We start from the raw sequence: 26,065 nt of genomic DNA, 5'->3' as shown, positions 1-26,065 counted from the left end.
AGCATGTCCCGCTGGAGGTACCTTCCGTACTGCGCCAATCCGCAGCAAAGATACCCTGCGTGCGGTCTACTGCAACTTCCCAACAAACCTTAAAAACTTACTGCCGTTTCCGAGCTGCTTCAAACTCGTCGCCCGGCAACCATTCCATGCGCTCCGGCTGACTCATCACAATCCATCCCAGCTCAAACCCAAAGCGCGCCATGTGCGCATTGCCGGTGAAGTCCATCGAGTCAGAGTACACATCAGCAGGCGTGTGATATTTGTTCTGCCCAAAATCACGCGACTGTTCGCGTCCCCACGCCTCATCATGCCCAACAAACATGCCACCCTGCCCCAGCGAAAACGCCGGAATACCCACACGCGCCAGCGAGAAGTGATCGCTGCGATAGTACCCACCGCCCGCATCCACGCCGCCCTTACGCAGCGTCAGGTTGTCGTGCGCAGCCAGCGCCTCCAAGATGGGATAAGCGGTCGTTCTCTGCGCTCCACCCGCGCCCACGCCCGTCACGTCGCCCAGCGGCAACAGCTCGTCATAATTGATGTCCAGCGAAATATCCTTCGCCGGAACCGGCGGATGCATGCCCAGATACTGCGAACCCAGCAGCCCCTGCTCTTCTGCTGTCACTGCTGCAAAAATCACAGTCGAAGGCGGCTGAATCTTCTTCTGCCCAAACGCCCGCGCCATCTCCATCACAATGGCCGTGCCTGTCGCATTGTCCGCCGCACCATGAAACACCGGATCACCCTTACGCGTGCGATCAATGCCAAAGTGGTCGTAGTGCGCGGTGTACAGCACCGTGCGTCCGGGCTTCGCTCCCGTAATCTTGCCCACCACGTTCGCTGACTCGTACTCGTGAACATGCGTAATCACATGCGCCTTCAACCGCACCGGCAAAGGCTTTGCCACAAACCCGCGCTTACCCGCCGCAGTAATCGCCTCATCCGCCGTCATACCCACCGTTGCAAACAACTTGTCCGCAACGTCGTGCGTAATCCAGCTTGCCGCCTTCAGCTTCGTATCCGGATCATCACGCAGATAGCTGTGTTCGCCGCTCCACGAGTTCTGCACCACCTGCCAGCCATAGCTCGCCAGGTCCGTGCGATGCACAATCAGGCAAGCCACCGCACCATGCCGACCAGCCTCTTCGAACTTGTATGTCCAGCGGCCGTAGTAGGTCATGCTCTTACCGTTGAAAAACTTCGGATCGTCGCTGGTGGGCTCGTTCACAATCACCACCGCAACCTTGCCCTTCACATCCACGCCCTTGTAGTCGTCCCAGTCGTACTCGGGCGCCACAATGCCATGCCCCACAAACACCAGCGGAGCATCAATCTCTGCAATCGGTGTGTGCGTCTGGTTGTTGGCAACATAGTCAGTACCAAAGGTCAGCTTCATCGGCTCACCCTGGGTCGGCACCAGCGCAAACGCGGTCGAAGGATCGGTCTTCACACCCACCATCGGCACTTGCTGGAAGTACGTGCCATGATCGCCCGCAGGCTCCAGCCCCGCCGCCTTGAACTGATCCGCAATGTACCGCGCAGCCTTCTCACCACCCGGCTGCCCCGGCGCACGACCTTCAAACTCATCGCTGGCCAGCGTCTTCACATGCTGCCGCAACCGCTCCGGATCAATTCCCTTTTCTTCCTGCTGCGCTGCATCCGGCAACGTCAGGTTTACCTGCGCCACTACGGAAGGAACCACTAATAACGACGCAAAGACCACCGCAGAAGCAAAACGCATCGGCACAGAAACTCCAAGGGAAAGTGAAAGGAATGATGACAAACGAAATCAGTGTATGCCAATCCCTGTAAAGAACGGCATGCTTTCTACGACACCCGCCGCAGTGTCCACGCCTCCATGTCAAGGACATTGGAATAATGCAGAACCGGTGCTCGATCCGGCAAAGCAAAACCAAAACTCTGCGGAAGTGTATTCACCACTATCTCCGCCTCAGCCTCCATCAGCGACCATGGTGCATGGGATATGTAGCCTGCCTGCACACTTCCAGAGCGCCGCACAAACAATGCATATCGTTCCGTCAAGAATCGCCGCAGATCATCCTGCGCCGCCTCTTTGCCCGTGGACCGATACCGCGCCACAAACTCCGCGGGACGCACGAATCTCCGCGTCGACTGGTAAGACACGACTCCATCGGGGCTCGTACTCTCCCGCATCGACGACCAGAAGTATGGCAAACCAAACCCCAGGCGCGCACCCACCACAGCCAACAGGCTCCCCGCATCCAGCGAAAAGAAGTACACCCCCGCGCGCCCATCCGGAGCCACCACATAGGTCCGCAAATTCAACTCAGGAAACGCATGCGCCGTGGGCACGCGAAATGTCCGCATCCCCACTCCTCGAAACCGAACCTGTTCCATAGTGAATGGCACCACGCCCAGCCAGGCCCAGCCGTCAAAGACGTCTACTTCTAACCCGGCGGGCAGCTTCGCCTGCACCTCCGCCACGGGCACCGGCCAATGCGCAAACAACAGTCTCGACCACCGCTGTCGCATCCGCCACATTCTCTCGGGCAGGCCCCAAGGCAAGTGCGACGTGTCCTTCAGCAGCCTCGTTTCCAGCATGCCTGCATCATAAAGCTCGTGATTCGTAGCCAACCCAAAAACCTGTCAAGCCCCAATCCTCATAACCCAAACAATCCAAAACACTTCCCAGTGCCGATAATTTCCCCAAAAACCGCTACAATAGAGGGTGACCATATAGGAGCACGCACAAGCCTTGGCGGGCGGCTGCTAACTCCAGCAGAATGACGATTTTGCGTGTAACCCCAATCGTATGACGATTTTAGGGGGTACCCTGACGATAAGTCCTTCCGCATGACGATTTTAGAAATTTGAGGGGGGAGGGGGGTACCCCACCACTCACCCCGGCAGGGACACCCGCGTGCCAACCATCACCGAAGCAGAAATCAAAACGAACCTCACCACCGAGACCATCGAACGCCCCAAGATTGGCTTCGTCTCCCTCGGTTGCCCCAAGAACCTCGTCGACTCCGAGGTCATGATGGGCATGGTTCACCACGCAGGCGCGCAACTCACACCCGCCGCAGAAGACGCCGACATCATCGTCGTCAACACCTGCTCCTTCATCGACTCCGCCAAGCAGGAGAGCGTGAACACCATCCTCGAGATGGTGCAGCACAAGACGGAAGGCCGCGCCAAACGCCTCATCGTCACCGGCTGCCTCGTCGAGCGCTACCGCGACGAGATCCAGAAGAACATCCCCGAGGTAGACGCCGTTCTCGGCACCGGCGAACTGGATGACATCCTCGCCGCAGCAGGCCTGCAGCCGAAGCCAGTCCCAAACAACAGCCCATTCAACATCCTCACCTCCGCAAACACACCGGTTCACACGCACGCGCACACCGAACTCGGCGGAGCAGCAGCACTAGAGGTGGAAGTTGCCGAAGGCAATCTCTCGCCCGCAACCATCGCGGAGAGCAGCCTCATCGACCGCGCATCCAGCGCCGTCCGCAAGCACAGCCAGCTCGATGTCCCCGAACAGACCTCGCGCCCCGAAGGCGACCTCCGCGAGAAGCAGGGCCGTTTCGCCCGCACCGACTGGGATGGCGCAACCGCCGAACTCCCCAGCTATCTCTACTCCGACGAGACACCGCGCATCCTCAGCACGCCGCGCGCCTCGGCCTACATCAAGATCGCCGAAGGCTGCGATCATCCCTGTGGCTTCTGCATCATCCCGCAGCTTCGTGGCAAGTTCCGCTCACGCCGCATCTCCTCCATCCTCAACGAGGCGGAGAACCTGGTGAAGCAGGGCGTCCGCGAGATCACCCTCATCGGCCAGGACACCACCTGCTACGGCGAGGACCTCGGCATGAAGGACGGCCTCGCCATGCTGCTGGAGGCCCTCGCTACGTTAGAGGTGGAAGGCATCGGCCGCATCAAGTGGCTCCGCTTCCTCTACGCCTACCCGAACAAGGTGACGACGAAGCTCCTCGAGACCATCGCGGCGCACGACAACATCGCCAGGTACCTCGACGTGCCTCTGCAGCACGCTTCGCCAACCGTCCTCAAGCGGATGAAGCGCGGCGGCAGCGGTGACATCTTCCTCCGCATGCTCGATAAGGCACGCACCATCGTCCCGGACATCGCTATCCGCACCAGCTTCATCGTCGGCTTCCCCGGCGAAACGGATGAGGAGTTCGCCGAACTGGAGGCCTTCATCAAGGCCGCCAAGATCGACTGGCTCGGCGTATTCTCCTACTCTGACGAGGAAGGCTCACCCGCCTTCGACCTCGGCGACAAGGTGCCCAAGCGGACCATCGAAGCCCGCCGTCGCCGCCTGATGCGTACCCAGCTCAAGCTCAGTGCCAAAGCCCGCGCCGCACAGGTAGGCAAGGTAGTAGAAGTCCTGGTGGAAGGCCCCAGCGAGGAGACCGAACTCCTATGGCAGGCCCGCACCCTCCAGCAGGCCCCGGAGATCGACGGCCACGTCCTACTCAACGACTTTGGCCCGCACGAAGCCCTCATACCCGGCACCTTCTACCAGGCCGAGATCACCGAAGCCCACGACTACGATGTGGTCGCAAGGATCCTTGACTAGATTCGGCAAAAGGGAGCATGCGAACTCAAGTTGTTATGACATTCAGCTTCCCCGAAACAGGTGATACTCATCCAGACGTCGTGCTTGAGCCGATAGACATTCTGCTGATACCTTCCGTCGGAGACAAGGTAGTCGTCGGAACCTACTTTGGTAAAGAGATTCTCCGAACGGTAGTAAGTCGATCTTGGAGCTTCCGCCAAGAGGGTGTTCGTGTCGTAATGCTGACGTGCAACTGAAGGAGCATTGATGACGCAACCGGAGTTCCGCCACATCGACACAATCCTCCTCGCAGGCACCATGGTCATCTACGAAGGCCAGGCGGACGCAACAGAGCGCATCCCTGCACAATGGGCTGACCTGATGTCGCGTCCAGTCCCCGAACTCCACACCGCAACGCATCTCTACGGCGCATCGCCATGCACTGCGGACGGCAAGCTCCACTACTTCACCGGCATCGCACTGCCCAACTACGAAGGCGTAAACTCGCCAGCACGCATCACCATCGAGGCCGGCCAATACGCCATCTTCACGGTGCATGACATCGTCACACTCCGCGACACATGGATCTGGGCTCTGAGCGAGTGGCTGCCCCAATCTGGCCGCCGGGAACGCAACGTCCCAGAGTTCGAGCGATTCACGGCACCGTACAATCCACTTAGGGCCAGCGGACCGATCGAGATCGGCATTCCGCTAGAGCCGAGTGAATAGCACTGGAAGAAGGATCATACAGACAATGGCAACACCTGCAGATGCAGACATCGTTCTTAAGCTCTACGAGCTACGCCGCGAAGAGGTAATGCGCAAGGCACGCAACTACGTCGGTATGGAGTTCTGGCCAGCGAACGTGGACGAGTTCAAGCAGATCCACAATCCCACGAACCCCAACAACGTCTACTGGCGTCAGGTGATCAGCTTCTGGGAGATGGCCGCTCAACTTCCTCTGCACGGCGCAGTCGACTCTGACCTCTTCCTCGCTACGCAGGGCGAAGCACTCTTCATCCGCGCCAAGTTCGCCGACATCTCGGAAGAGGCCACCGGAAACACCTTCATGCCCAACACCAAGAAGCTGGTTGACGGCAGCGAGAAGGCACAGGCGCAGTTTGAGGCCGTAAAGAAGCAGCTCGCCGCACGCCGCGCGCAGGTCGTCGCAGCCAAGGCATAACCCGAAGCATCCAATAACTGTTATGGCTACCAAAGTACTCCGCTGTCCCACCTGTCGAACACTGATCACCGAGAAGGGCGATGATTTCCCCTTCTGCAGTGATCGCTGCCGCCGCATAGACCTCGGTAAGTGGGCCAGCGGAGACTACAAGATCACCTCGCCCATCCTGGATCCAGACCTTCTGGAAGACCTGGAACGCGAGCAGCAGCGCCACAACAAGTACGAGAACTAAGCGTGGCTGAGATTCCCAACGCACAACACGACACCATCACCCGCGATGAGGTGCTTCCCGCCGAACATCTTCCTGGCGTGAAACGTACGCGCTGGGCGTGGGTCGTGGGCACCTTCTTCGGCGCCGGCTTCCTCAAGCCCGGCCCGGGAACTTACGGTTCCGTCGCTGCTGTCATCGTGTGGTTCATCGTAGCTCGCCATGTGCCATTCCACTGGCTGCCGCTCATCACACTGGCTATGGCCGCCGCAGCGACCGCTATCGGCATCCCCGCAGCCACCCGCGTAGCCCGCGAGAGTGGCCGCAAGGACCCGCAGATCGTGGTCATCGACGAGGTTGCAGGCCAATGGCTCACGCTCGTCTTCTGCCTGCCGACCATGCCCTTCGCACTGTTGGGCCTGCTCTGCTTCCGTGTATTCGACATCCTGAAGCCACCGCCAGTACGTCGCCTGGAAGGCCTCCCCGAAGGCACCGGCATCGTGGTGGACGACCTTGCCGCAGGCGTCTACGGCCTCATCGTGCAGACCCTGCTGCAACAAGGCTTCATCATCTACCACCTGATCCAGAGCGCGCCGAAGCACTAGCTACGTTGCAAGCGCGACCTATCGAGGCATACCCTCAAAGGTGATGACGCTGCTCTCCCATCTCCGCGGCCACGCCGACCCCAACGCACCGCACCTTGACCGGATCACCCCAGCCGCAGCCATGCCGGACGGCGTTGTGGACATCTACGGCGCACACCTGGCGGACACCACCCGCCCCGACATCACCATAGGCGACGTCCCCGCCGCCCTGAGTTTCACTTCCCCCTCCCGCATCAGCATCCGCGTACCAGATGGTTCCATCTCCGGCGATGTCGTGGTGCGCATCCACGATAACCACAGCAATCCTCTGCCGCTGAACGTCGCTGTCCCCATCGCGGACAACCTGCATCCCATTGCCAATCCCGCTGTGGACAGCGAAGGCAACATATTCGCCACCTTCTCCGGAACGCGCGGACAGGACGTACCGGTGTCCATCTTCCGCATCGACCGCGACTACCAGATGCGTCCCTTCGTGCGCAGCCTGCAGAACGCCAGCGCACTTGCGTTCGGTCCCAACGGGCACCTGTACTGCTCCTCACGCTCAGAGGGTACGGTGTACCGCATCAACCCCGACGGCGCATCCGTGCAGTTTGCCGAGGGTATGGGCGTTGCCACCGGACTGGCCTTCGACGGCAGCGGCAGCCTCTACGTGGGCGACCGCAGCGGCACCATCTTCAAGCTGGACACTCAGGGGAATGTCTTCGTGTTCGCCACGCTGGAACCTTCTGTTTCGGCCTATCATCTGGCCTTCCTCGGCAATGGCACGCTATTGGTCACTGGGCCCACCACCAGCAGCAACGAGGCCATCCACGCCATCACACCCGATGGTGAGGTGAGCGTGTGGTACCGCGGTCTGGGACGCCCACAGGGCATGGCCATCGATACGCAGGACAATGTGTACGTTGCAGCGTCACTGCATGGCGAACGCGGCATCATCCGCATCACGCCGCAGAAGGAAGCATCGTGTGTACTTAGCGGCGCAGGGCTAGTTGGATTGGCCTTCACCGAGGCAGGCGAAGCGGTACTGGCGACGAACAGCGCTCTGTATAGTGTGGTCCTTGGCGTGGAAGGACGGTTGAGCCGTTGAACGAAGCAACGGCTCATGCGACGAGTTATGCTTGGCGGCAAATAAGAATGCTTGTGATGAGGGCAGTACAAATACTGCTCAGTGTGTACTTCGCGTCTGTCGTGACGTTCGTCTGCTTTGTTGTATTTGCTGCGTTCCAAGAATCTGAAGACTTTAAGTTCATCGAACTAGCCAGAGGTTTTGTGGGAGCCTTCATGGTCCCCGTAATCGTGCCAATAGCAGGAAGCACTTGGTTTGTACTCTTCCTCTTATTTGGGATATCTCGGAACAACATCAAGCTACTGCAACGTTCTTACGCGTTCGTAGCAGCGAGCCTATTTTGTGCTGTTCTATCCTTTTTCATCCCGCTACAGGAATTATGGAATATAGCAATCTGGCACAAGAGCTACGAATGGCCTTCCTCATCCGACTGGCGCATTTACTTAATGGGGTTATTCATCGCTGCGATTGCCCCATTGATGCACTTAAGCTTTGAGAGTTTCTCAAGAGAAAGCTCATCTTAAAGGAATCATGATTGCAGAGATTATTGCTGTGGGCAGCGAGATGCTCACGCCCTACCGGCAGGACACCAACTCCCTTGCTCTTACAGCGGAGCTGAACAAGCTTGGCGTCACTGTCGCCTTCAAGACCATCCTTGGCGACACCTTCCAGCATCTTGTGGATGCCGTGAAGATCGCGCTCACGCGCGCGGACATTGTGCTGTTCTCCGGTGGTCTGGGCCCGACAGAAGATGACCTGACGCGCGAAGCTGTAGCGTCTGCACTTGGACTGAGCATGACGCGTAACGAAACCGTTGTAGAAGCTTTGCGGCAACGATTCGCCAAGCGCGGCCTTGTGATTCAGGAGATCAACTTCAAGCAAGCCGATGTAATTGACGGTGCGAAGTTGTTGCCGAATGCCAATGGCACGGCACCGGGTCAGTGGCTTGCCACGGAGTATGAGGGGAAGCCTCGGTACATTGCGCTGCTGCCGGGGCCGCCGAAGGAGCTGCTGCCGATGTTTGTGGAGCAGGTGCGTCCGCGGCTGCAGCAGGTGATTCCGCGGTTGCACATTGCGTATCGCTGGTTGCGTATGGCCGTGGTGCCTGAGAGCGAAGTGGATGCACGCACTTCGCCCATCTACCTTTCCTATCCCGATGTGAGCACCACCATCCTGAGCACAGGTGGCGAGATACAACTGCACTTCCAGTGCGCCAAGCCTACGCTGGAAGAGGCGCAGGAACGCGTGGATGAAGTGCTATCCCGCTGCGAGCACGAGATGATGGACTACGTCTTCTCTGCCGATGGGGAATCGCTGGAGCAGGTGGTGCTGCTGATGCTGGGCATGCGTAACCTGACGTTGTCCACAGCGGAGAGCTGCACTGGCGGTCTCATCGCGGAGCGACTCACTGCTATCTCTGGATCGTCGCGCTCGTTCCTTGGCGGAGCGGTTGTGTATTCCGACGAGTTGAAGACTCTCTTTGCCGATGTGCCAAAGGAGATGATCCAGCAGCATGGTGCGGTAAGCGATCCCGTAGCTAGAGCGATGGCAGAAGGCATCCGCGCTCGCATTGGCTCGGATCTGGCGATTGGTGTGACTGGTATTGCGGGACCGGGTGGAGCGACGCTGAACAAGCCTGTGGGCCGCGTTTATATCGCTCTGGCGGATGCTGACGGAACGCAGGTACGTGAACTTAACCTGAGCGGTGACCGCGACGCGTTCGCTGGTTTGCCTCGCAATACGCGCTGGTGATGCTGCGGCAAAAACTGGTTTAGCCAAGAGGGGTACCCCCTCCCCCTGTTTTTCTAAAATCGTCTTTCTATTGGGGTTACGGCTTTATTGTCGCTAAAATCGTCTGCCCATTGGAGTTAGAGGCAAAATCGTCTTTCTAAAGGATTTAGAAGCAGCAAGTCAGCAAGTTAGCAAGTCAGCGGATTTTGTTGGGCTATTTCTATTTTAGAGAAATGGCGGAAATAGCATGCCAACTCTATTTCTTTTGGTTTGTTTGGTTTGGGTGCTTTAGGGGCTTGACAGGTTTTTGGGTTCCCACCCGATCGCGCTTTTGCGCGATGGAGAGCGGCTGTCTCCAGGTTGGCTTTGTGAAGCTGGAAGTATTTTGGGCTTACCGGGACGTTGTAGAGGGTTGAAAAGAATGCAGGTCCTTCGGCTTCACTTCGTTTCGCTCAGGATGACGGTCTATGACTGTACGAGCTTCGCTCGGGAACGTACTCCGTGCGTTTGATCGCCTCTCGACGCACTCCGTGCGTTTGATGGAGCGTTGCGCGATGACCCAGGTTCGCTGCGCGGACGCGGGGTTCCCGTTTGTTTTGAGGGGAGACTTGCTACACTCTACCGAGTCATGACCCCGACCGTACTTTGGATTGTTACGTTGCTGGTTGCCTATCTGCTGGGGTCTATCCCCACGGGCTATCTGCTTGTCCGCTTCTTCCGACATGAAGATGTCCGCGCCAGTGGTTCCGGCAACATTGGCGCAACCAACGTGGCACGCTCCGGCGGCAAAGGACTTGGGATAGCAACGCTGGTGCTGGATGCATTGAAGGGCGCCGTCGCGGTTTCGTTCGCATGGCACATGGCGCAGCGCCTGGGCTTTCCGAGCGGTTATGACCTGGAAGCGATGGCTGGCCTGTTCGCCGTGCTTGGTCACATGTACACGGTGTGGCTTGGCTTTCGCGGTGGCAAAGGTGTTGCAACGGCGCTGGGTGTGTTCCTGTACCTGATGCCGCTCACCACACTGTTTGCGGTGCTGATCTTCGCCATCGTCTTCGCACTTACGAAGTATGTGTCGCTTGCGTCCATCATCTCCGCTGCAGCGCTTGCAGTACTTTGCATTTTCTTCGATCGACGGCACCAGTTGATTGTGGACCTTGTCTATATCGCGATTCCGCTGTTGGTCATTGTGAAACATCACGCGAATATCTCGCGTCTGCTGAACCGCACCGAGCCCGAGTTCGGCGCAAAGAAAAAGGAAGCATGAGCAGGATTGCAGTTCTTGGAGCGGGCGCGTGGGGTACTGCGCTGGCCCTGTCGTTGGCACGCCAGAAGAAGCATGAACTGACGCTGTGGGCACATACGCCTGCACACGCGGATGCGATGATTGCAACGCGCGAGAACACACAGTTTCTTCCCGGCTACGCGCTGCCGGAAGACCTTCGCATCTCCAGGGACCTGTTGCAGACCGCTGAAGAGCATGACATTCTGCTCTGCGTTACACCGTCTGAATTTGTTGGTGATACCGCGCGTTTCATTGCGCCCGTGCTGCGCGAAGATCAGATCTTCGTCTCTGCATCGAAGGGTTTAGAGAACGAGACTTTTCGTCGCATGAGCGAAGTTGTGGCAGCGGCATCGCCTGTACGTTTTGCTACTCTCGGCGGACCTTCGTTTGCAAAAGAAGTTGCGGCAGCGTTGCCCACGGCAATTGTGCTGGCATCGAAAGATGCCGAAGCTGCACAACAGTTACAACGCGATTTTTCTTCCGACTCGCTGCGCGTTTACGTGAACGATGATGTCACCGGTGTTGAACTAGGCGGCGCATTGAAGAACGTCATTGCGCTTGCTGCAGGTGTGGTTGCAGGTCTTGAGCTTGGCAGCAATGCAGCCGCTGCGCTGATTACACGCGGCATGGCAGAGATGACACGACTTGCTGTTGCTTCTGGAGCGAAGCCGGAAACGATGGCTGGCCTTGCAGGTTACGGCGATCTTGTTCTTACCTGCACTGGTTCACTTTCCAGAAACCGCACGGTGGGCGTGGAGCTTGGCCGCGGAAGAAAACTCCCCGAGATCATTGCGGGATTGAATGGCAAGGTTGCAGAAGGTGTTCGCTGCACTGGATCTGCACTTGGATTGGCTGCGAAGTTAGATATCGAGATGCCGATCACGCGACAGATGTACGCCGTTCTGTATGAAGACAGGTCGCCACTGGAAGCCATTCGTATGCTGATGACACGGCCGGGACGCAGCGAGTAAGTTACTCGCTGCTGTAACTCCATGCCATTTAATCGCGACTTATTGCGTCACAGGCAACCTTTATAAGTACGAAAATTCTGCGCAAGAAACAATCTTTTTTGCGGACTACTTAGCTCGTTTTCATAGCATCTCTTTTTTAGTTGGAAATCTGTCGGTTGCTGAACATACGCGATAGCGACAGGAAATCCATGAGGAGAGTCATGAAACACGACGGAAAACGTTCCTTTCGGTTTGGTGCGGCGGCGGTAATCTCTGGCATTCTTGCCTGCACCATCGGTATTCACGCGCAGGAATTGAATCCCACGGCAGATCCACAAACGTCGCGCACGGGTATCCAAAATGGTGGACGCCCGGTAGGCGAACTGAATGGACAACCTCTCTATCGTGTCAATGTTGTCCGCCGCAATCTGGACGCAGTGAACTATCTGCATCGCAGCGGTGACACGAAGCTGGATATGACCGGCACTGTTCTGCTGCCGAACGCGAAGGGCAATGCGAAAGTAAGCAGCGGCAAGGGACGCATTACTGTTGACCTGGATGTCGATCGGCTTCCTCCTGCGAATGGTTTCGGCCAGGAGTATCTGACTTACGTTCTTTGGGCCATTACTCCCGATGGCTCGCCTGCAAACCTGGGTGAGGTGCTACCCACTGGCGGCAAGCAGCGTGTGCAGATGCAGGTGACGGTGCCGCTGCAATCGTTTGGCCTGATCATCACTGCCGAGCCTTACTTCGCGGTTAAGGTTCCGAGCGATGTTGTGGTGATGGAAAACCACGTTGTTGAGGGCAAGACCAACGGCGTAATTGAACATGTGAATGCGCATTACACACTGTTGCCCAAAGGTATTTATGCGCAAACGGATGGGGCAAAGACAGTGTTCCACCCGATTACTCGCGATGAGCACAGCCCACTGGAACTGTACGAGGCGCATAACGCCTACCAGATTGCAATGCTTGCAGGCGCGGACAAGTATGCGCCGGACATCATGGCGAAGGTGAAGCAGAACCTGGACAGCGCCGATGCGATGGATCAAGCCAAGAAGCGTGACGAAAAAATGCTGATCACGCTGGCGCGCGAAGCAGTACAGCGCGCTGAAGATGCACGCATCGTAACGCTGCGCAAGCGTGAGCAAGAACGGCAGCTTGCGGAAGTGAACGCACGCAAGGATGCACAGGTGGCGGCTGCGGCATCTGCATTAGCGGCGCAACAAGAGGCCATGAACGCAGAGCGTGCGCGTGCTGCTGCTGATCGTGAAGCAGCCGAACGGGCGCGAGCAGAGGCCAATGCAGCTTCAGCCAATGCAGCTGCTGCTGCAGCTCAGCAGGACGTCATCGCAATGCGTCGCAAACTGCGTGCGCAACTGAACGCAGTGCTGGCAACGCAGGAGACACCTCGCGGACTTGTGGTCACGCTGGGTGATGTTCTTTTCGACACGGCAAAGAGCACGTTGAAACAGGACGCGCAGATATCGCTGGCTAAGGTATCCGTCATTCTTCAGCAGTACCCTGACCTGAAGCTGCAGATTGAGGGTTATACCGACTCCGTGGGCAGCGATAACTACAACCTGAAGTTGAGCGAGGACCGTGCCGATTCGACCAAGGCGTTTCTCATCAACAATGGCGTGAATCCGGAGAATGTTTCTTCGCTCGGGTTTGGCAAGGCTAACCCGGTTGCAGATAACTCTACTGCTGCGGGAAGAGCGCAGAATCGCCGCGTGGAGATGGTCGTCTCTGGCCCCTCAATCGGCGTAAAGACGCAGGCTGAACCAACTCCGCAGCAATAACTGCAAGTACACGATTCATTCGCAAAAACGAGCTGCCTCCGGGCGGCTCGTTTTTGCATTTACTTGCAGGCGCGGCATGACGGCTGTTTTACTCAATGACATGGGCATCAGCATTCGCGATCGCATTGCATTCGTCACCGGCGCCAGCGCAGGCATTGGGAAATCAACAGCATTGGCACTGGCGAAGGAAGGCGCAAAGATGTTGCTGTGTGCGCGTTCCACGGATGCGCTGGATGCCATGTGCGACGAACTGCTGCAGGCCGGAGCGCAGGCAGTGCATACGTTTGCGCTGGATGTGCGTGATCGTGCTGCTGTTGCAGATGCCATTGCGAATCTTCCCGAAGCGTGGCGCGCAGTGGACATCCTGGTGAATAACGCAGGATTGGCGCGGGGTCTGGAGAAGTTTTATCTCGACGACATCGACAACTGGGAAGAGATGATCGACACCAACACCAAGGGCCTGCTGTATGTAACGCGCGCTGTTCTGCCCGGTATGGTGGATCGGAATCGTGGCCATGTGGTGAATCTTGGTTCCACGGCTGGCTGGACGGCCTATGCGGGCGGCAGCGTGTATTGTGCGACCAAGGCCGCGGAAAAGATTTTGTCAGAAGGCATCCGCATTGACTTGATGGGCACGGCGGTGCGCGTTACCAGCGTTGATCCCGGCATGGTGGAGACTCGGTTCAGCGAAGTGCGGTTTGGCGGCGATAAGGAGCGTGCTGCCAAGGTTTACGCCAACACGACGCCGTTGACTCCGGAAGACGTGGCTGACGCCATTATGTGGGCTGTTACTCGGCCAGCGCATGTGAATGTCTCTTCGCTTTTGCTGACGTCCATTGACCAGGCCAACGCCGTGACAATTCACCGTCGAAATTCGTAGCATAGTGCGCGAGTCCTTTCGGGCTCTACTACCGTCCAATCGGCATACCATGCGCTTGCTTACTGATGAGAGATTGCTGCCCGCCCGTGGGCGTGGCTTGAATGCGCCTGCCATAGCGCTTGCGTGCGTTCTGCTGCCCGGCGCTGCCATGGCGCAGGGCGCGAATGCTTCGCTGTCAGGCATTGTCCATGACCAGACGGGCGCAGTGGTGCCGGGAGCGCATGTCACGCTGACCGATGCGAACCGCGGCACGGTACGCACAGTGGACAGCAACAGCACTGGCGTCTATGTGATTCCGCAGATTGCGCCGGGCGACTACGTGGTACAGATCACGTCGGCGGGCTTTGCGACCACGGAGCAGAAGCTAACGCTGACTGTGGGACAGCACGCGGCACTGGATGCCGCGCTTCGCGTGGAAGCGTCTGCCAGCGTGCAGGTGCAGGCCGCGCCTGAGACGGAGATTGAACGCGAGGACGCATCGCTCTCCACAGTTACAGGGCCGCGTGCGATTCGTGAACTGCCGCTGAATGGCCGCGATGTTACGCAGCTTGCGTACTTGTCGCCGGGCGTGGTGATGTCGCGCCGCTTGAATCCGGATTCGCAGGGATTGGGTAAGCAGATCAGCATCTCCGGTCGCCGCACGAACCAGGTGGCGTTTCTGCTGGATGGCACCGACGTAAACGACGCCTATAACAACACTCCGGGCGGCGCCAGCGGCACCATCCTGGGTGTGGATTCTGTGGGACAGTTCCGCGTTCTGGTGAGTGGCTATGGCGCGGAGTTTGGACGCACGGGTGGCGGTGTTATCGACGAGATCACACGCAGTGGAACATCGCAGCTTCACGGCAGCGCGTTTGAGTTTGTGCGCAATTCGGCGATGGATGCGAAGAACTACTTCGACTCTGCTTCGCTGCCTATCCCGGCTTTCAGTCGCAATCAGTTTGGCGGGTCGCTGGGCGGTCCCATCTCAAAGCGCGATTTCTACTTTGGCAACTATGAAGGCCTGCGACAGAGTCTTGGCGTAACTACGAGCGCGCTGGTGCCGAATGCAACGGCACGCGCATCGGCTGTGGCAAGCGTGCAGCCGTTTCTTACGATCATCCCTTCGCCGAATAGCACTGTCTTTACGGATGGCACGGGATACTTCAAGACCACGAATACGAATCGCACCACGGAAGACTTTTTCGTGTTGCGCTATGACCATCAGAGTTCGGCACGGACCAGCTGGTTTGCGCGCTACCAGTTCGACAACGCAAATGCGTACACGCCGGATTCGCTGCAGATTTCGCAGTCGCACAATCGCTCGCGCACGCAATACCTGACCGGCCAGATGACACACAGCTTCAACGATCATCTGGTGAACGAAGCTCGTGTGGCTTATAACCGCTCGTATTACACGCTGGAATACACGTTGATTAAGGACATTCCGGATTCGTTGTCGTTTGTGTCCGGAAGGCCCTTCGGATCGATCAGCGTGACGGGGCTGGCGATGATCGGGCCCATGCGCTTTGGTCCGAATGTTAACCAACTGAATTTGTTTCAGGGCGCGGACGATCTGACGTGGACCATCGGTCGCCACACGTTGGCGTTTGGTGTCGATGAGAAGCAGATCATCTTCCCGCAGGAAGCTGCACAGAGCCAGAACGGTTTCTATCAGTTCACTTCTGTTGCCAACTTCATGGCAGGTACTGCTTCCAGCGTTGAAGTTGCGTTGCCGGGTTCGAATCCGCAGCGTAACTGGCGGCAGCACATGGATGCCGCTTACATCACCGATACGTGGCGAGCGAACGACGCGCTTACACTCACTGGCGGCATTCGTTATGAGCACACCAGTGTTCCCAGCGAAGAGAATGGCCTGCAGGCCACGGTGCGCGATGTGCTGCACGATACCGCAGACACGATCGGCCCCATGTACACCGATCCGTCGAAGCTGAACTTCGCTCCGCGCGTCGGTTTCGCGTATGTACCGGGTGAAAAGAACACCAGCATTCGCGGTGCTTTCGGCATTTATTTTGATCCGTTGTGGACAGACTTTTATCTGAATGCGGGTAGTCGTCAGCCACCGTTCTTCACGGTAGGCACGGTAACGCCGCCGACATTTCCGCATGCGAACATCACACCGGCAAACCTGCAGCTGGGACGCATCGACGTTGTGCAGTACAACCCTGCGGCGCCCTACGTGATGCAGTGGAACCTGAGCGTCCAGCAACAACTGCACCGTGGGCTTTCGTTCACTCTGGCCTACGATGCCAATCGCGGCGTACACGATCAACGTATTGTGGACGAGAACCAGTCGCTGCCGACTTACGTGAACGGACGCAAGTTCTTCCCCGTCGGTTCCAAGGTGCGCAATCCGAACTTCACGGCGATTCGTTACAAGGAAACCAACGGCCTCTCCAGCTACAACGCATTGCAGGCGGTGCTGGCATGGCAGTGGCGCGACATTCTGCAACTCCGTTCGACGTACATCTGGGGCAAGAGCATCGACACCAGTTCGTTGGTAACGGCGCAGGGTTCTGAGAACGATGTACCGCAGGATCCGGATTCGTTGGCCGCAGAAAAAGGTCTCAGCAACTATGACCTGCGCAACTACTCCTCGACTTTTCTGACCGCAAACCTGCCACGCTTCCGTGGCCCGAAACTTCTCTCTGATGGCTGGCAGTTCAATGCCATTGCGATCTTTGCGTCTGGCGCGCCGTTCTCTGCCTTGGTCAGCTATGACAGTGCTCGCGCAAACTTTGGCACAGGTCCGTCGCCAGAGCGGCCAGATCTGGTCCCCGGACGCAGTTCGAATCCGATCAAGGGTGGGCCGGTGCAGTACTTTGATCCCACCGCGTTCTCGCTTCCTGCTGCCGGCTACTACGGCAACCTGGGACGCAATACTCTGATTGGCCCCGGATTGGCCTCGCTGGATACGGCACTCGCAAAGAATTTTCGCTTTAGCGACCGCGCACGGCTGCAGCTACGCGCTGAAGTGTTCAACCTGCCTAACCGTCCGAACTTTGGCATTCCTTCGCAACGTAACGTGTTCACCACGACTGGCCGCGTTGCCAGCGCTGGAACCATTACAACGACGCTCACGCCGAGCCGTCAGATTCAGTTGGGAGCGCGTTTCGATTTCTAGGCGCACCGATCGTCTTCATTCGTAGGTCGCTGGCTTTCTTGTGAGAAATTCGCAAACGCATTGCCGCGGGCGAATGCGTTGGGATTCTTCGCTTCGCTCAGAATGACGGCACATTTTCGATATGCTGGAAAGCTGTGAGCGAAAACAACAGACCCACCATCTCCGTGGCCATGATTGCCACGAACGAAGAGAAGAACCTGCCGCGTACGCTGGCTGCTTTGCAGGGATGGGTGGATGAGATTGTCATTGTTGACTCCGGATCGAAAGACCGGTCGCCGGAGATCGCCGTGCAGCACGGCGCGAAGCACAGCTACAACCGCGACTTCAAAGGCCACGCCGAGCAGAAGAACATTGCCATTGCACAATGCACCGGCGATTGGATTCTGCTGCTGGATGCGGATGAAGTGGTCACGCCGGAACTTGCGGTGGAGATTCAGAATGCGCTGCGCAACGCAACGGTGAACGCCTTCTGGATGCCGAGGCTGAACATCTTCATCACACGATGGATGCGTCATGGCGGCCTGTTCCCCGATGAGAAGCTGCGCCTCTTCCGCCGTGGCATGGCAACAGTGGATGAAAGCATTGGGCCGCATGGCACGCCGCAGTACAACGCGGACAAAGGCCACCTGAAGAACCACCTGCAGCACTACGGCTATCCAGACTTTGCCAACTATCTGGATCACATGAACGAGTACTCCACCGGCACCGTGGTGGCGCTGTCACGGCGCAAGGCCGGAACGCCCAGCTGGGCGCTGCTGGCGCAGTCGTTCGTCAATCCGTTTTTTGGATGGGTGAAGAACTACATTTTTCGACTCGGCTTTTTGGACGGCGCGGAGGGCTTGATCTTCCACCTGAACCACGCCGTCTATGCCCACTGGAAATACGTCAAAGTTTGGGAAGCACGCAAGAAAGCAGAGCAGTAAAAGATCGCCACAGGTTCACCTGTGGCGATGCGCTTGAAAAGATTTCAGAAAACCGGAAGCACCTTCGCCACTTGCTGCATTATCGCGATTCTTCGCTACGCTCAGAATGACAACGCTGCTTAGTGCGTGTGGAAGATCTTATGGTTGATGTCCGGCCAGAATTCCTTGAACGTGTAACCTGCGCCGTCAATCAGGACGCTGGTCAGCCACTTCTGCCCCACCTTCGTCCAGGTGCGATAACGCGTGGGGTAGTAGAGCGACGAGATGCCAGATGCGGCACCAGCACCGATGATCTCGGAGTAGTTCGGCATGGCATTGCCGTCATCGCTACGCGAGACGAAGATGCGGGTGGCACCGTACAACGCCCGCTTTTTGAAACCGCCGTGGCCCAGCGTGTAATACCGCGGGTCCTGATGAAACACGACCGGTATGGCTCCTGACACCATAAAGTTTTCGCTGGCTGTGTCGGCAAGGCCGTGCCAGTAGTACCGCGCGTAGCCCTTCACGCCCTGGTGAAACTCAGGATAGGAATTGCCGTTCATCGCGAAGCCTGCCGTAAAGGCAGCAAGCACAAAGCTGGAGTAATCAAAGGAGTTGCGCGTCGCAAGCACAAACTTTTCCTTGACCGTCATGGGAGGGAGTTTAGTGTCGGCGGATACCGCGCTGAAGTTGGGCATGATGCCCAAAATGCGCTGGGTCTGCTGCGGTTCACCGCTGGGGGTATGCCCTGCCTGCCCAGCATTGGAGGCATGCGGGTCCTGCGACTGCTGTGTCTGCTCCATCCCCGGAGCATCTGGCAGGCTGGAGGATTCGGCCTCGCGGTCTACAGGTATGGCCATCGCTACGACAGCATTGTCGTTTGCAGCAGTTTGGACGGGAGCAACCGTCTGCACGGCTGCTTCGGTCTGCTGGGCATGCAGGACAGGGGTGGTACACGCCAACGCAAGAAGTACAGGCGCAAAACGACTACGAATCATAACTTGGGTCACAGAAGTTAAAGACGGGAAATCTCTCCCTAAGATGCAGAAAACGTCGTGAAAAAGCTAGCCGTGGCGTTAATTGGACACGAGGTTTCGCAGGAGGAAAATTACATTTGCGGGACGCTCTGCCAGGCGGCGCATGAAGTACGGATACCAGTCCGTGCCGAAAGGAAGATAAATGCGAACACCGTAGCCTTTGCGGACGAGTTCTCGCTGTAGTTCTCGTTTCACGCCGTACAGCATCTGGAACTCGAATGCGGACCGTGGGATGTTGTTCTGTGCAGCAAATTGCTCGGTTGCCTGGACCATTGCGGGGTCGTGCGTGGCAATGCCGCAGAAGACTCCCGAAGGAAGCATCGTCTGCATCAACTTCACATAGTTCGCGTCGACGTCTGACTTGGCCGGGAAGGCCACGTCGCCAGCCTCTTTGTAAGCACCTTTGCAAAGGCGAATGCGGATGCCTTGGCGCAGAAGGCGCGCCGTGTCGTCCGCCGTTCGATACAGGTAAGCCTGCAGTACAGTGCCTACCGCGCCGGGATACTGCTGCGCAAGACGTTCGGTCAGGGCGATGGTCGCCTCGGTGTAGGGCGTTCCCTCCATGTCGATGCGGACGAAGTTCCCCACGTGCGCGGCGTGTGCCACGATGTCGCCGGTGGTGCGTTCCGCCAGTTCCGGCGAAACATCCATGCCCACGCCGGTTAGCTTCAGGCTCACGTTCGCGTTCATTCCCGCTGTGGTGATGCCGTCCAGCAGGCGGTGGTAGATGTCGGCAGCGGCGAGTGCTTCCGCTTCCGACCGGACGCTTTCACCCAACGCATCCGCAGTGACGGCGAAGCCCTGCGCATTCAGATCGCGGGTGACGCGGAGCGCGTCTTCCACGGTGAGACCAGCGACGAAACGGCTGGACAGCCTGCGGCCCGGAGCTGACCGCTCCATGATGCCGCGCATAGTGTTGTTCTGGGAAAGAGAGATCAGGAAAGAGCGAAGCATCCTGTGGAAAGTCTCATCGGCAAGGGCAGGCGTGTCAAATCGCACAGCCCTCAGCGGGTGGAGGTCTATGTCGTGGGTTAGAATCCGCCGAATCCGGCGGCGTCCTTGAGCAGCAGCAGGTACCAGAGCACCGGAGCCGCTACCAGCAACGCGTCGATACGGTCGAGGATGCCGCCGTGGCCGGGCAGCATTGCGCCGGAGTCCTTCACGCCGACACCACGCTTCAACGCGCTCTCCAGCAGGTCGCCGACCTGGGCCGCGATGTTGACCAGCGCCGCCAGAAGCAGCGTCTGCCACAGCGGTTCAGAGATATGCAGCAGAGTGCTGCCACGACGACCGAAGAGTTCGCAGACACCGGCCAGAACAGCCGCGATGACGACGGCTCCAGCGATGGAGGCCAGCGCGCCTTCCTGCGTTTTGTTTGGACTCAGAGCTGGAGCGAGTTTGCGTTTGCCGAATGCTTTGCCTACGTACAGTGCAGCGATGTCGCCGGTCCACACCACCAACATGAGGAAGATCAGCAGTGTGGGGCCGTTTTCCTTTGCTTCAATCTGCGGCAGCAGTGTGAGCGGGTAGGCAATGTAAATCAGGCCGAAGAAGCCTGCCGCGGCGATGGGAAGAACGCGCTCCAGGTGGCCGTTCTTTGCTTCGCGGAAGGCAACGATGGTCAACAAGCTGAGGCCCAGTGCACTCAATACGGGCAACGGCGAATCCAACGGACGCCAGTACGTCACCACAAACAACAGCACCACGGCCGGCAGCAGCCACCAGGCCGGAACCACTTCGTCGCCTGCCCGCGTCAGCGCCACATACTCATACGCGGCCAGCAGCGCCACCAGCGCCGACATGACGATCAACGCAAGCTGGTTGCCCCAGAAAATGAGGCTGAAGACAACAGCGATGAGAACGATGGCAGTGAGAATTCTTTTCATGGGCCAGTGTTGAGGATACCGCTTTTACATCGGTCGGCTGCGGCGACGTGTCCTCATGCTGAGCAATAGAAGGACGATACAGAGCGCTGCCATGGTCAGCGGCAACGGGAAACTTTCTACCGCACGGCTGAGCGCGCCCATCAGGATCCCGAAAAACGCATTCCCTGCAACGCAGACCTTGGCCAATGTCCGATCATGCGGACGCTCGGCTCGCATCAGGTTCATGGCGCCAAGCAAAAGGCCGCAGAGCGCGGTGCAGAGAACGAGAGGTTCCGTGTTTCCGGAGTAGAAACGATGCAGAAGGACAAACAGTGCGAGACTGCAGCCTATGAAAACCCACCCGGCAATGCGGTCCAGCGTCCGCATCGGCTAGCGGCTAACCATCTCCGGCGTTGTGGCCTGAGGTGTCTGCGGGTCAGGCAGCGTCTCGTCAGTAAATTCTGTATCCAAACCGCCAAAGCGGCGGCTGCGCTGCTGAAATGCTGCGATGCCTTCCAGCAGATGCTCGCCACGGAAGTCCGGCCACAAGCGGTCTGTGACGAACAACTCCGAGTACGCAATCTGCCACAGCAGGTAATTTGAAATTCGCATCTCGCCGCTGGTGCGGATCAGCAGATCCGGGTCCGGCATGTTGCGTGTGTACATATGGTGCGACAGCGTTTCGTCGTCAACGGATTCGACGCCACCCTGCACACTGAGCAAATCTTCTACAGAACATCCGCGACGATGCGCTTCTTCCATGAGGTCGCGCAGGATGGAACGCGTTGCGTCCACAATCTCAGCACGCGAACCGTAGTTCAGCGCGAGCGTGAGTGTGGTGCCAGTGTTCTTCGCAGTCTCTGCCTGCGCCCACTTCATGGTTTCCTGCACTTCTTCCGGCAGCTCGTGTGTGCGGCCAATGTAGTTCATGCGGACATTGTTGTCCTGCATGCGCTTCACATTGCCGACGAGATAGTTCTTGAGCAGCTTCATGAGGAAGCTGACTTCCGCCTTGGGACGACGCAGATTGTTCTCAAGGGAAAACGCATACAGCGTCAGGAACGGAAGATTGATGCGCGATGCCGTTTCGACAACGAACTGGACACTCTCTGCGCCCTGCTGATGGCCAAGGAAACGCTTCATGGCGCGCTTGCCTGCCCAGCGGCCGTTGCCATCCATGATGATGGCGACGTGCTCGGGGATGCGGGCCGGATCCAGCGTGCGATACACCTCGAGTTCCTTCGGGGAAAGCTCGTGGATACGCAAGGGCTGGGTCAGGGGCAAGGGATCGACTCCGGAAGTTTCGTTACCGCTCGACCGTAGCACGTCCGCTCAGGCCGTTGCAATGAAGCAATCGACCTGAGCGCGGTGCCGAGGAGAGAGAAGTCGCGAAAAGTCAGGTTCCTACGCCATCCGGCGACGGCCGCTGGCCAGTTCGCGCACATGGTTCAGGAAGATCGACTTCTGCAGCGCGTCCAGTTGCGAGCAGAACTGGGCGATTTCTGCCAGGAACGGGTCGGCCATCAGAACGGCAGCCTCGTCCTTGTGACGCGTCTTTGCGTCACGCAGAAGGGCGCTGATGTCCACCTGAAGGGCCCTTGCCAGGCGCTCGAGGCTGCTGAGGGTCGGCATCGCCTTGCCGTTCTCAATCTTGCTGATATAGGTACGGGGAACGTTCATGCGGCCAGCAAGCTGACGCTGGCTCAGATTGCGTACGCGACGCAGATCGCGCACGGCGGTAGCCACCTGCAGACCGCCATCTTCCGACGTCTGCGCAGCCGGTGGAACCAGCGAAAGCGCGGGAGCCACAACCGGCTCGGGCTCTTCCACATCCAGGGGCTTGCGGCACTTGCGGCAAAGCGAGTTTGCAGACCGGAACTGAACCAGGCTGCAGTGATCGCAACGAAGTACCTCCCGCTGTTCGACGGGTGCCATCATGGTTGCCATATTGTCGTGTAGCGGATGGGTGCCAGAGCGGGGCCCCATATCGCGCACGTCCGATAAAGAACGACCGCGATGTTCCTACTCTGATACGGGGTAACTGGTAAGTCAAGGGGGAACCGGAATAAATACCCCCGAATTCCAGAAGAAAACCGGAAAGGAACCAAACAAGTAACTATGCCGCGCTTCTGTGAACGTGTAGATACTCTGGGCCAAAGGAAGATGATCAGACGGTAGCGCATCGAAATCGCAGAGCAGAAAATCAAACAGTAAGGTCAGGGAAAGCAAAGGATCGTGTCAGATGTCACAAAGAGCACTACTGGTCGTTGATGTTCAGAGGGACTTTCTCCCGAATGGCGCCTTGGCTGTCCCCCAAGGGAATGAAGTGATCCCCGTCATCAACCGTTTGGGCAGGAAATTCGCTGAAATCGCAGTGACACAGGACTGGCATCCTGCAGGGCATATTTCATTCGCCTCGACCCACGGCAAACTTCCCTTTCAGGACACCGCACAAGCCGCATACGGAGAGCAGGCGCTATGGCCAGACCACACCGTGCAGAACACCCCAGGCGCAGAGCTGGCGCCCGGACTTGATCTTCCCCACACCGGCCTGATCCTACGCAAAGGATTTCGGCTGGATATCGATTCCTACTCTGCCTTTCTGGAAAACGATCACAGCACTTCGACGGGACTTGCGGGCCATTTCCGCGACAAGGGCATTACGGACCTTTATCTGACCGGCCTGGCATGGGATTACTGCGTTGGATATTCCGCGCTGGATGGAAAGCAGCTTGGGTTCAATATCACCGTCGTGATTGATGCTGTGCGTGGCATCGATCCCAAATCCATGGCGACGATGTCTCAGCGATGGAATGAAGCCGGTGTGCGCACGATCACCAGCGAAGCGCTGCTGGGCCATTAGACTTAAAGTCATGCCGCAGCAGCCGTTCCACGCCGAAGCCCGCCTCCGTGTCCGCTATGCCGAAACCGACCAGATGGGCGTGGTTTACCACGCGAATTATCTGATCTGGTTTGAGGTAGGTCGCGTGGAACTGATGCGTTCTTTGGGACTTGCTTACGCGGATCTGGAAAAGGAGCACGGCTGCCTGATCGCTGTGGTCAGCGTGGAAGCGCGTTATCGCGCATCTGCCCGTTACGACGATGAAATCGCTGTACGCACACGTATTACCGCCATGCGCGGCCCAGTATTAAAGATGGCGTACGAGGTTGTTCGCGTGGAAGACGGCAAGCTGCTCTGCGAGGGCTCGACCAGCCACGTGGTGGTGAACCGCGAGATGACCAAACGCGAATTGCCTGAGCCGTATGCCCAGGCATTCCGCAAATTGCTGGAAAAAGAAGGTTAAGCTGAGGGTTCTGTGGCGTTCACCAGGTCGCGGAGTTCCTTGGACGGCTTGAAGTAGGGCACGCGCTTCGCGGGCACTTCCACCTTGTCGCCTGTCTTGGGATTGCGACCAATGCGCGCATTCCGCTGACGGATGCGGAATGATCCGAAGCCACGAATCTCCACCTTCTCATCACTGCGGATGGCATCAATGATGCCTTCGAAGAACGTATCGACAATCACTTCGCCATCGCGGCGGGTAAGGTCGCCGGAGGCGGTCACGCCATCCACGAGATCTGCCTTGGTCATACGGGATGCCTCCTTACGAAACCCTGTCTGCCAACCCGCGATTTCTCACGGGGATGCATGGAGTGTACACCGGACTACGCGCAATGAGATCACGCCAACTTAAACGATCGCAAAGAAAACATGGGAGATCAGCCGACCTGCATGAGGAAAACGGAGTCCCTCAGCAGCGCTTGCGACTCAGGAGACCGAGCGGCACGCCGAAGAGCAGCACCAGTGCCAGCACCCCGTTCACCATGCCGGGACCGGGCTGTGGAAGCGGAATATGCAGGGCCGTATGTGGCAGGACGAGGTAGTTCATTACAACGTAGATCAACAGGCCATAGACCGTGCCGACTGCAAGCGGATAGCGACGAGCCGCAATTGTTGGGCTGATCAACAGCACAAAAAGGCTGGCCCAGAAGGCAGCAATCAGGAAATGCAGTCCTAAACCGAGCAAAGACATGGCGTTACCGCCGCGCATGGCAGCCGGGCCCAAGAGACAGGCGGCGATGGAACGAAGCATCACCAGCGGATTATGCCCGTGGGCAACGGTAAAGATAGCAGCATCAGCGATATCCAGCGTGCCGCAAAGGAGTGTCGCCACTGCGATGACTCGGCCTGAACTCCAGCAACCGCGTGCAGCCATTTGCACCTCGCCCACGAACGATAGCATCCGCGCTGATGCGCCTATCTGAGAAAATGAAACGTGATGAAGAACATCGCTATTCTCGGTTCCACCGGCTCCATTGGAACCAGCACCCTGGACATTTGCGAACGCTACCCGGAGCGTTATCGCGTCGTATCACTCGCCGCCGGGACGAACCTGGATCTGGCTTTCCAGCAGTGTGTGCGCTGGCGTCCTCAGGTGATCTCAGTTGCCACGGAAGAACTTGCTGCGCAGCTAACGCAAAAGCTGAAGGCGGCAGGCGTTACCGGCACGGAAGTTGCCTATGGATCTGCGGGTACGGTCCGCGTGGCCACGCTGCCGGAAGTGAACTTTGTGGTCAGCGCTATTGTTGGCGTCGCCGGTCTAGAAGCTACCTATGCCGCAGTAAATGCAGGCAAGACCATCGGTCTCGCGAATAAAGAAGCGATGGTGGCAGCGGGTGAACTGATCATTGCTGCGGCTAAGAAGAACAACGTCACCATTCTTCCCATTGATAGCGAACACAATGCCATCCATCAGGCGATGCGCGCCGGCACCACCGCGGAAGTGAAGCAGATATGGCTGACCGCGAGCGGTGGTCCTTTCCGCAACACGCCACTGAAAGACTTTGAACACATCACGCCTGCGCAGGCGT

The 26,065-nt window shown here is 58.0% G+C and carries 25 protein-coding genes and 1 pseudogene; 16 read left to right on the top strand and 10 right to left on the bottom strand.

Going from position 1 to position 26,065, the window contains the following annotated elements:
• Window positions 1–97: 97 nt before the first annotated feature.
• Window positions 98–1,741, bottom strand: coding sequence for a M28 family metallopeptidase (locus tag JAO32_RS15315; protein ID WP_334241941.1), 1,644 nt, complete (start codon window positions 1,739–1,741; stop codon window positions 98–100).
• Between the two features lie 86 nt (window positions 1,742–1,827).
• The gene (locus tag JAO32_RS15310) at window positions 1,828–2,514 is read right to left on the bottom strand and encodes a YqjF family protein (RefSeq protein ID WP_334241939.1); all 687 of its coding nucleotides are present in this window, start codon (window positions 2,512–2,514) and stop codon (window positions 1,828–1,830) included.
• A gap of 397 nt (window positions 2,515–2,911) precedes the next feature.
• On the opposite strand from JAO32_RS15310, the gene rimO reads away from it, so the two are divergent.
• The 13 genes from rimO (at window position 2,912) to JAO32_RS15245 (ending at window position 18,312) form a co-directional block, all read left to right on the top strand.
• On the top strand, window positions 2,912–4,579 hold the full coding sequence (gene rimO, locus JAO32_RS15305) for a 30S ribosomal protein S12 methylthiotransferase RimO (protein ID WP_443082605.1): 1,668 nt from the start codon (window positions 2,912–2,914) through the stop codon (window positions 4,577–4,579).
• Window positions 4,580–4,825: 246 nt separating this feature from the next.
• On the top strand, window positions 4,826–5,287 hold the full coding sequence (locus JAO32_RS15300) for a GyrI-like domain-containing protein (RefSeq protein WP_334241935.1): 462 nt from the start codon (window positions 4,826–4,828) through the stop codon (window positions 5,285–5,287).
• A 25-nt stretch (window positions 5,288–5,312) separates the two neighbouring features.
• Window positions 5,313–5,741 (top strand): DUF4760 domain-containing protein, encoded by a 429-nt coding sequence (locus JAO32_RS15295; RefSeq protein WP_334241934.1) that lies wholly within the window; start codon window positions 5,313–5,315, stop codon window positions 5,739–5,741.
• 22 nt (window positions 5,742–5,763) lie between these two features.
• Entirely contained in the window at window positions 5,764–5,973 is a 210-nt protein-coding gene (locus JAO32_RS15290) for a DNA gyrase inhibitor YacG (protein ID WP_334241932.1), read from the top strand.
• Between the two features lie 2 nt (window positions 5,974–5,975).
• The gene (locus JAO32_RS15285; RefSeq protein ID WP_334241931.1) at window positions 5,976–6,554 is read left to right on the top strand and encodes a phosphatidylglycerophosphatase A family protein; all 579 of its coding nucleotides are present in this window, start codon (window positions 5,976–5,978) and stop codon (window positions 6,552–6,554) included.
• Window positions 6,555–6,597: 43 nt separating this feature from the next.
• Complete coding sequence (locus tag JAO32_RS15280) at window positions 6,598–7,641, top strand: IPT/TIG domain-containing protein (RefSeq protein WP_334241929.1); 1,044 nt, start codon at window positions 6,598–6,600, stop codon at window positions 7,639–7,641.
• Between the two features lie 510 nt (window positions 7,642–8,151).
• Window positions 8,152–9,372 carry a competence/damage-inducible protein A gene (locus JAO32_RS15275; protein ID WP_334241927.1) on the top strand — a complete coding sequence of 407 codons (1,221 nt, stop codon included), beginning with the start codon at window positions 8,152–8,154 and terminating at the stop codon, window positions 9,370–9,372.
• Window positions 9,373–9,979: 607 nt separating this feature from the next.
• Window positions 9,980–10,615 carry a glycerol-3-phosphate 1-O-acyltransferase PlsY gene (plsY, locus tag JAO32_RS15270; protein WP_334241926.1) on the top strand — a complete coding sequence of 212 codons (636 nt, stop codon included), beginning with the start codon at window positions 9,980–9,982 and terminating at the stop codon, window positions 10,613–10,615.
• Window positions 10,612–11,604, top strand: a complete 993-nt coding sequence (locus JAO32_RS15265) for an NAD(P)H-dependent glycerol-3-phosphate dehydrogenase (protein WP_334241923.1) — start codon at window positions 10,612–10,614, stop codon at window positions 11,602–11,604. The genes plsY and JAO32_RS15265 overlap by 4 nt, the downstream gene beginning before the upstream one ends.
• Window positions 11,605–11,804: 200 nt before the next feature.
• Window positions 11,805–13,385, top strand: coding sequence for an OmpA family protein (locus JAO32_RS15260; RefSeq protein WP_334241921.1), 1,581 nt, complete (start codon window positions 11,805–11,807; stop codon window positions 13,383–13,385).
• A 76-nt stretch (window positions 13,386–13,461) separates the two neighbouring features.
• On the top strand, window positions 13,462–14,265 hold the full coding sequence (locus tag JAO32_RS15255) for an SDR family NAD(P)-dependent oxidoreductase (RefSeq protein ID WP_334241919.1): 804 nt from the start codon (window positions 13,462–13,464) through the stop codon (window positions 14,263–14,265).
• A 49-nt stretch (window positions 14,266–14,314) separates the two neighbouring features.
• Entirely contained in the window at window positions 14,315–17,389 is a 3,075-nt protein-coding gene (locus JAO32_RS15250; protein WP_334241917.1) for a TonB-dependent receptor, read from the top strand.
• A 134-nt stretch (window positions 17,390–17,523) separates the two neighbouring features.
• On the top strand, window positions 17,524–18,312 hold the full coding sequence (locus tag JAO32_RS15245) for a glycosyltransferase family 2 protein (RefSeq protein WP_334241915.1): 789 nt from the start codon (window positions 17,524–17,526) through the stop codon (window positions 18,310–18,312).
• 119 nt (window positions 18,313–18,431) lie between these two features.
• Here JAO32_RS15245 and JAO32_RS15240 read toward each other — a convergent pair whose 3' ends face one another.
• The 6 genes from JAO32_RS15240 to JAO32_RS15215 form a co-directional block, all read right to left on the bottom strand.
• Complete coding sequence (locus JAO32_RS15240; protein ID WP_334241913.1) at window positions 18,432–19,289, bottom strand: hypothetical protein; 858 nt, start codon at window positions 19,287–19,289, stop codon at window positions 18,432–18,434.
• A 78-nt stretch (window positions 19,290–19,367) separates the two neighbouring features.
• Window positions 19,368–20,282, bottom strand: coding sequence for a proline dehydrogenase family protein (locus JAO32_RS15235; protein WP_334241911.1), 915 nt, complete (start codon window positions 20,280–20,282; stop codon window positions 19,368–19,370).
• A gap of 77 nt (window positions 20,283–20,359) precedes the next feature.
• Entirely contained in the window at window positions 20,360–21,214 is an 855-nt protein-coding gene (locus tag JAO32_RS15230; protein WP_334241909.1) for a phosphatidate cytidylyltransferase, read from the bottom strand.
• 24 nt (window positions 21,215–21,238) lie between these two features.
• A complete protein-coding gene (locus JAO32_RS15225; RefSeq protein WP_334241907.1) occupies window positions 21,239–21,580 on the bottom strand; it encodes a hypothetical protein in 342 nt (113 codons plus the stop codon).
• 3 nt (window positions 21,581–21,583) lie between these two features.
• Window positions 21,584–22,477: an isoprenyl transferase gene (locus JAO32_RS15220; protein ID WP_334241905.1), complete on the bottom strand. Its 894-nt coding sequence runs from the start codon at window positions 22,475–22,477 to the stop codon at window positions 21,584–21,586.
• A gap of 120 nt (window positions 22,478–22,597) precedes the next feature.
• A complete protein-coding gene (locus JAO32_RS15215; RefSeq protein WP_334241903.1) occupies window positions 22,598–23,131 on the bottom strand; it encodes a helix-turn-helix domain-containing protein in 534 nt (177 codons plus the stop codon).
• A 304-nt stretch (window positions 23,132–23,435) separates the two neighbouring features.
• On the opposite strand from JAO32_RS15215, the gene pncA reads away from it, so the two are divergent.
• A complete protein-coding gene (gene pncA / locus JAO32_RS15210; RefSeq protein ID WP_334241901.1) occupies window positions 23,436–24,056 on the top strand; it encodes a bifunctional nicotinamidase/pyrazinamidase in 621 nt (206 codons plus the stop codon).
• A gap of 10 nt (window positions 24,057–24,066) precedes the next feature.
• Window positions 24,067–24,498: an acyl-CoA thioesterase gene (locus tag JAO32_RS15205; RefSeq protein WP_334241899.1), complete on the top strand. Its 432-nt coding sequence runs from the start codon at window positions 24,067–24,069 to the stop codon at window positions 24,496–24,498.
• Here JAO32_RS15205 and JAO32_RS15200 read toward each other — a convergent pair.
• On the bottom strand, window positions 24,495–24,785 hold the full coding sequence (locus JAO32_RS15200) for an HU family DNA-binding protein (RefSeq protein WP_334241897.1): 291 nt from the start codon (window positions 24,783–24,785) through the stop codon (window positions 24,495–24,497). The two genes, JAO32_RS15205 and JAO32_RS15200, sit on opposite strands and share 4 nt — an antisense overlap.
• A gap of 160 nt (window positions 24,786–24,945) precedes the next feature.
• Window positions 24,946–25,410 carry a hypothetical protein gene (locus tag JAO32_RS15195; protein ID WP_334241895.1) on the bottom strand — a complete coding sequence of 155 codons (465 nt, stop codon included), beginning with the start codon at window positions 25,408–25,410 and terminating at the stop codon, window positions 24,946–24,948.
• Window positions 25,411–25,473: 63 nt separating this feature from the next.
• On the opposite strand from JAO32_RS15195, the pseudogene JAO32_RS15190 reads away from it, so the two are divergent.
• Window positions 25,474–26,065, top strand: a pseudogene (locus tag JAO32_RS15190) (1-deoxy-D-xylulose-5-phosphate reductoisomerase); the annotation flags it as partial.

It is taken from the genome of Terriglobus sp. ADX1, assembly GCF_036877645.1.
GTDB lineage: Bacteria > Acidobacteriota > Terriglobia > Terriglobales > Acidobacteriaceae > Terriglobus.
This window is presented reverse-complemented; position numbering and strand designations above follow the sequence as displayed.

Coding starts and splice junctions, on each gene's coding strand:
- JAO32_RS15295 (WP_334241934.1), top strand. CDS start 5,313: ATGGCAACACCTGCAGATGCAGACATCGTTCTTAAGCTCTACGAGCTA.
- JAO32_RS15310 (WP_334241939.1), bottom strand. CDS start 2,514: ATGCGACAGCGGTGGTCGAGACTGTTGTTTGCGCATTGGCCGGTGCCC.
- JAO32_RS15255 (WP_334241919.1), top strand. CDS start 13,462: ATGACGGCTGTTTTACTCAATGACATGGGCATCAGCATTCGCGATCGC.
- JAO32_RS15240 (WP_334241913.1), bottom strand. CDS start 19,289: ATGATTCGTAGTCGTTTTGCGCCTGTACTTCTTGCGTTGGCGTGTACC.
- JAO32_RS15290 (WP_334241932.1), top strand. CDS start 5,764: ATGGCTACCAAAGTACTCCGCTGTCCCACCTGTCGAACACTGATCACC.
- JAO32_RS15195 (WP_334241895.1), bottom strand. CDS start 25,410: ATGGCTGCACGCGGTTGCTGGAGTTCAGGCCGAGTCATCGCAGTGGCG.
- JAO32_RS15260 (WP_334241921.1), top strand. CDS start 11,805: ATGAAACACGACGGAAAACGTTCCTTTCGGTTTGGTGCGGCGGCGGTA.
- pncA (WP_334241901.1), top strand. CDS start 23,436: ATGTCACAAAGAGCACTACTGGTCGTTGATGTTCAGAGGGACTTTCTC.
- JAO32_RS15205 (WP_334241899.1), top strand. CDS start 24,067: ATGCCGCAGCAGCCGTTCCACGCCGAAGCCCGCCTCCGTGTCCGCTAT.
- JAO32_RS15230 (WP_334241909.1), bottom strand. CDS start 21,214: ATGAAAAGAATTCTCACTGCCATCGTTCTCATCGCTGTTGTCTTCAGC.
- JAO32_RS15265 (WP_334241923.1), top strand. CDS start 10,612: ATGAGCAGGATTGCAGTTCTTGGAGCGGGCGCGTGGGGTACTGCGCTG.
- JAO32_RS15275 (WP_334241927.1), top strand. CDS start 8,152: ATGATTGCAGAGATTATTGCTGTGGGCAGCGAGATGCTCACGCCCTAC.
- JAO32_RS15235 (WP_334241911.1), bottom strand. CDS start 20,282: ATGCTTCGCTCTTTCCTGATCTCTCTTTCCCAGAACAACACTATGCGC.
- JAO32_RS15215 (WP_334241903.1), bottom strand. CDS start 23,131: ATGATGGCACCCGTCGAACAGCGGGAGGTACTTCGTTGCGATCACTGC.
- JAO32_RS15315 (WP_334241941.1), bottom strand. CDS start 1,741: ATGCGTTTTGCTTCTGCGGTGGTCTTTGCGTCGTTATTAGTGGTTCCT.
- JAO32_RS15280 (WP_334241929.1), top strand. CDS start 6,598: ATGACGCTGCTCTCCCATCTCCGCGGCCACGCCGACCCCAACGCACCG.
- JAO32_RS15250 (WP_334241917.1), top strand. CDS start 14,315: ATGCGCTTGCTTACTGATGAGAGATTGCTGCCCGCCCGTGGGCGTGGC.
- JAO32_RS15225 (WP_334241907.1), bottom strand. CDS start 21,580: ATGCGGACGCTGGACCGCATTGCCGGGTGGGTTTTCATAGGCTGCAGT.
- JAO32_RS15200 (WP_334241897.1), bottom strand. CDS start 24,785: ATGACCAAGGCAGATCTCGTGGATGGCGTGACCGCCTCCGGCGACCTT.
- plsY (WP_334241926.1), top strand. CDS start 9,980: ATGACCCCGACCGTACTTTGGATTGTTACGTTGCTGGTTGCCTATCTG.
- JAO32_RS15300 (WP_334241935.1), top strand. CDS start 4,826: ATGACGCAACCGGAGTTCCGCCACATCGACACAATCCTCCTCGCAGGC.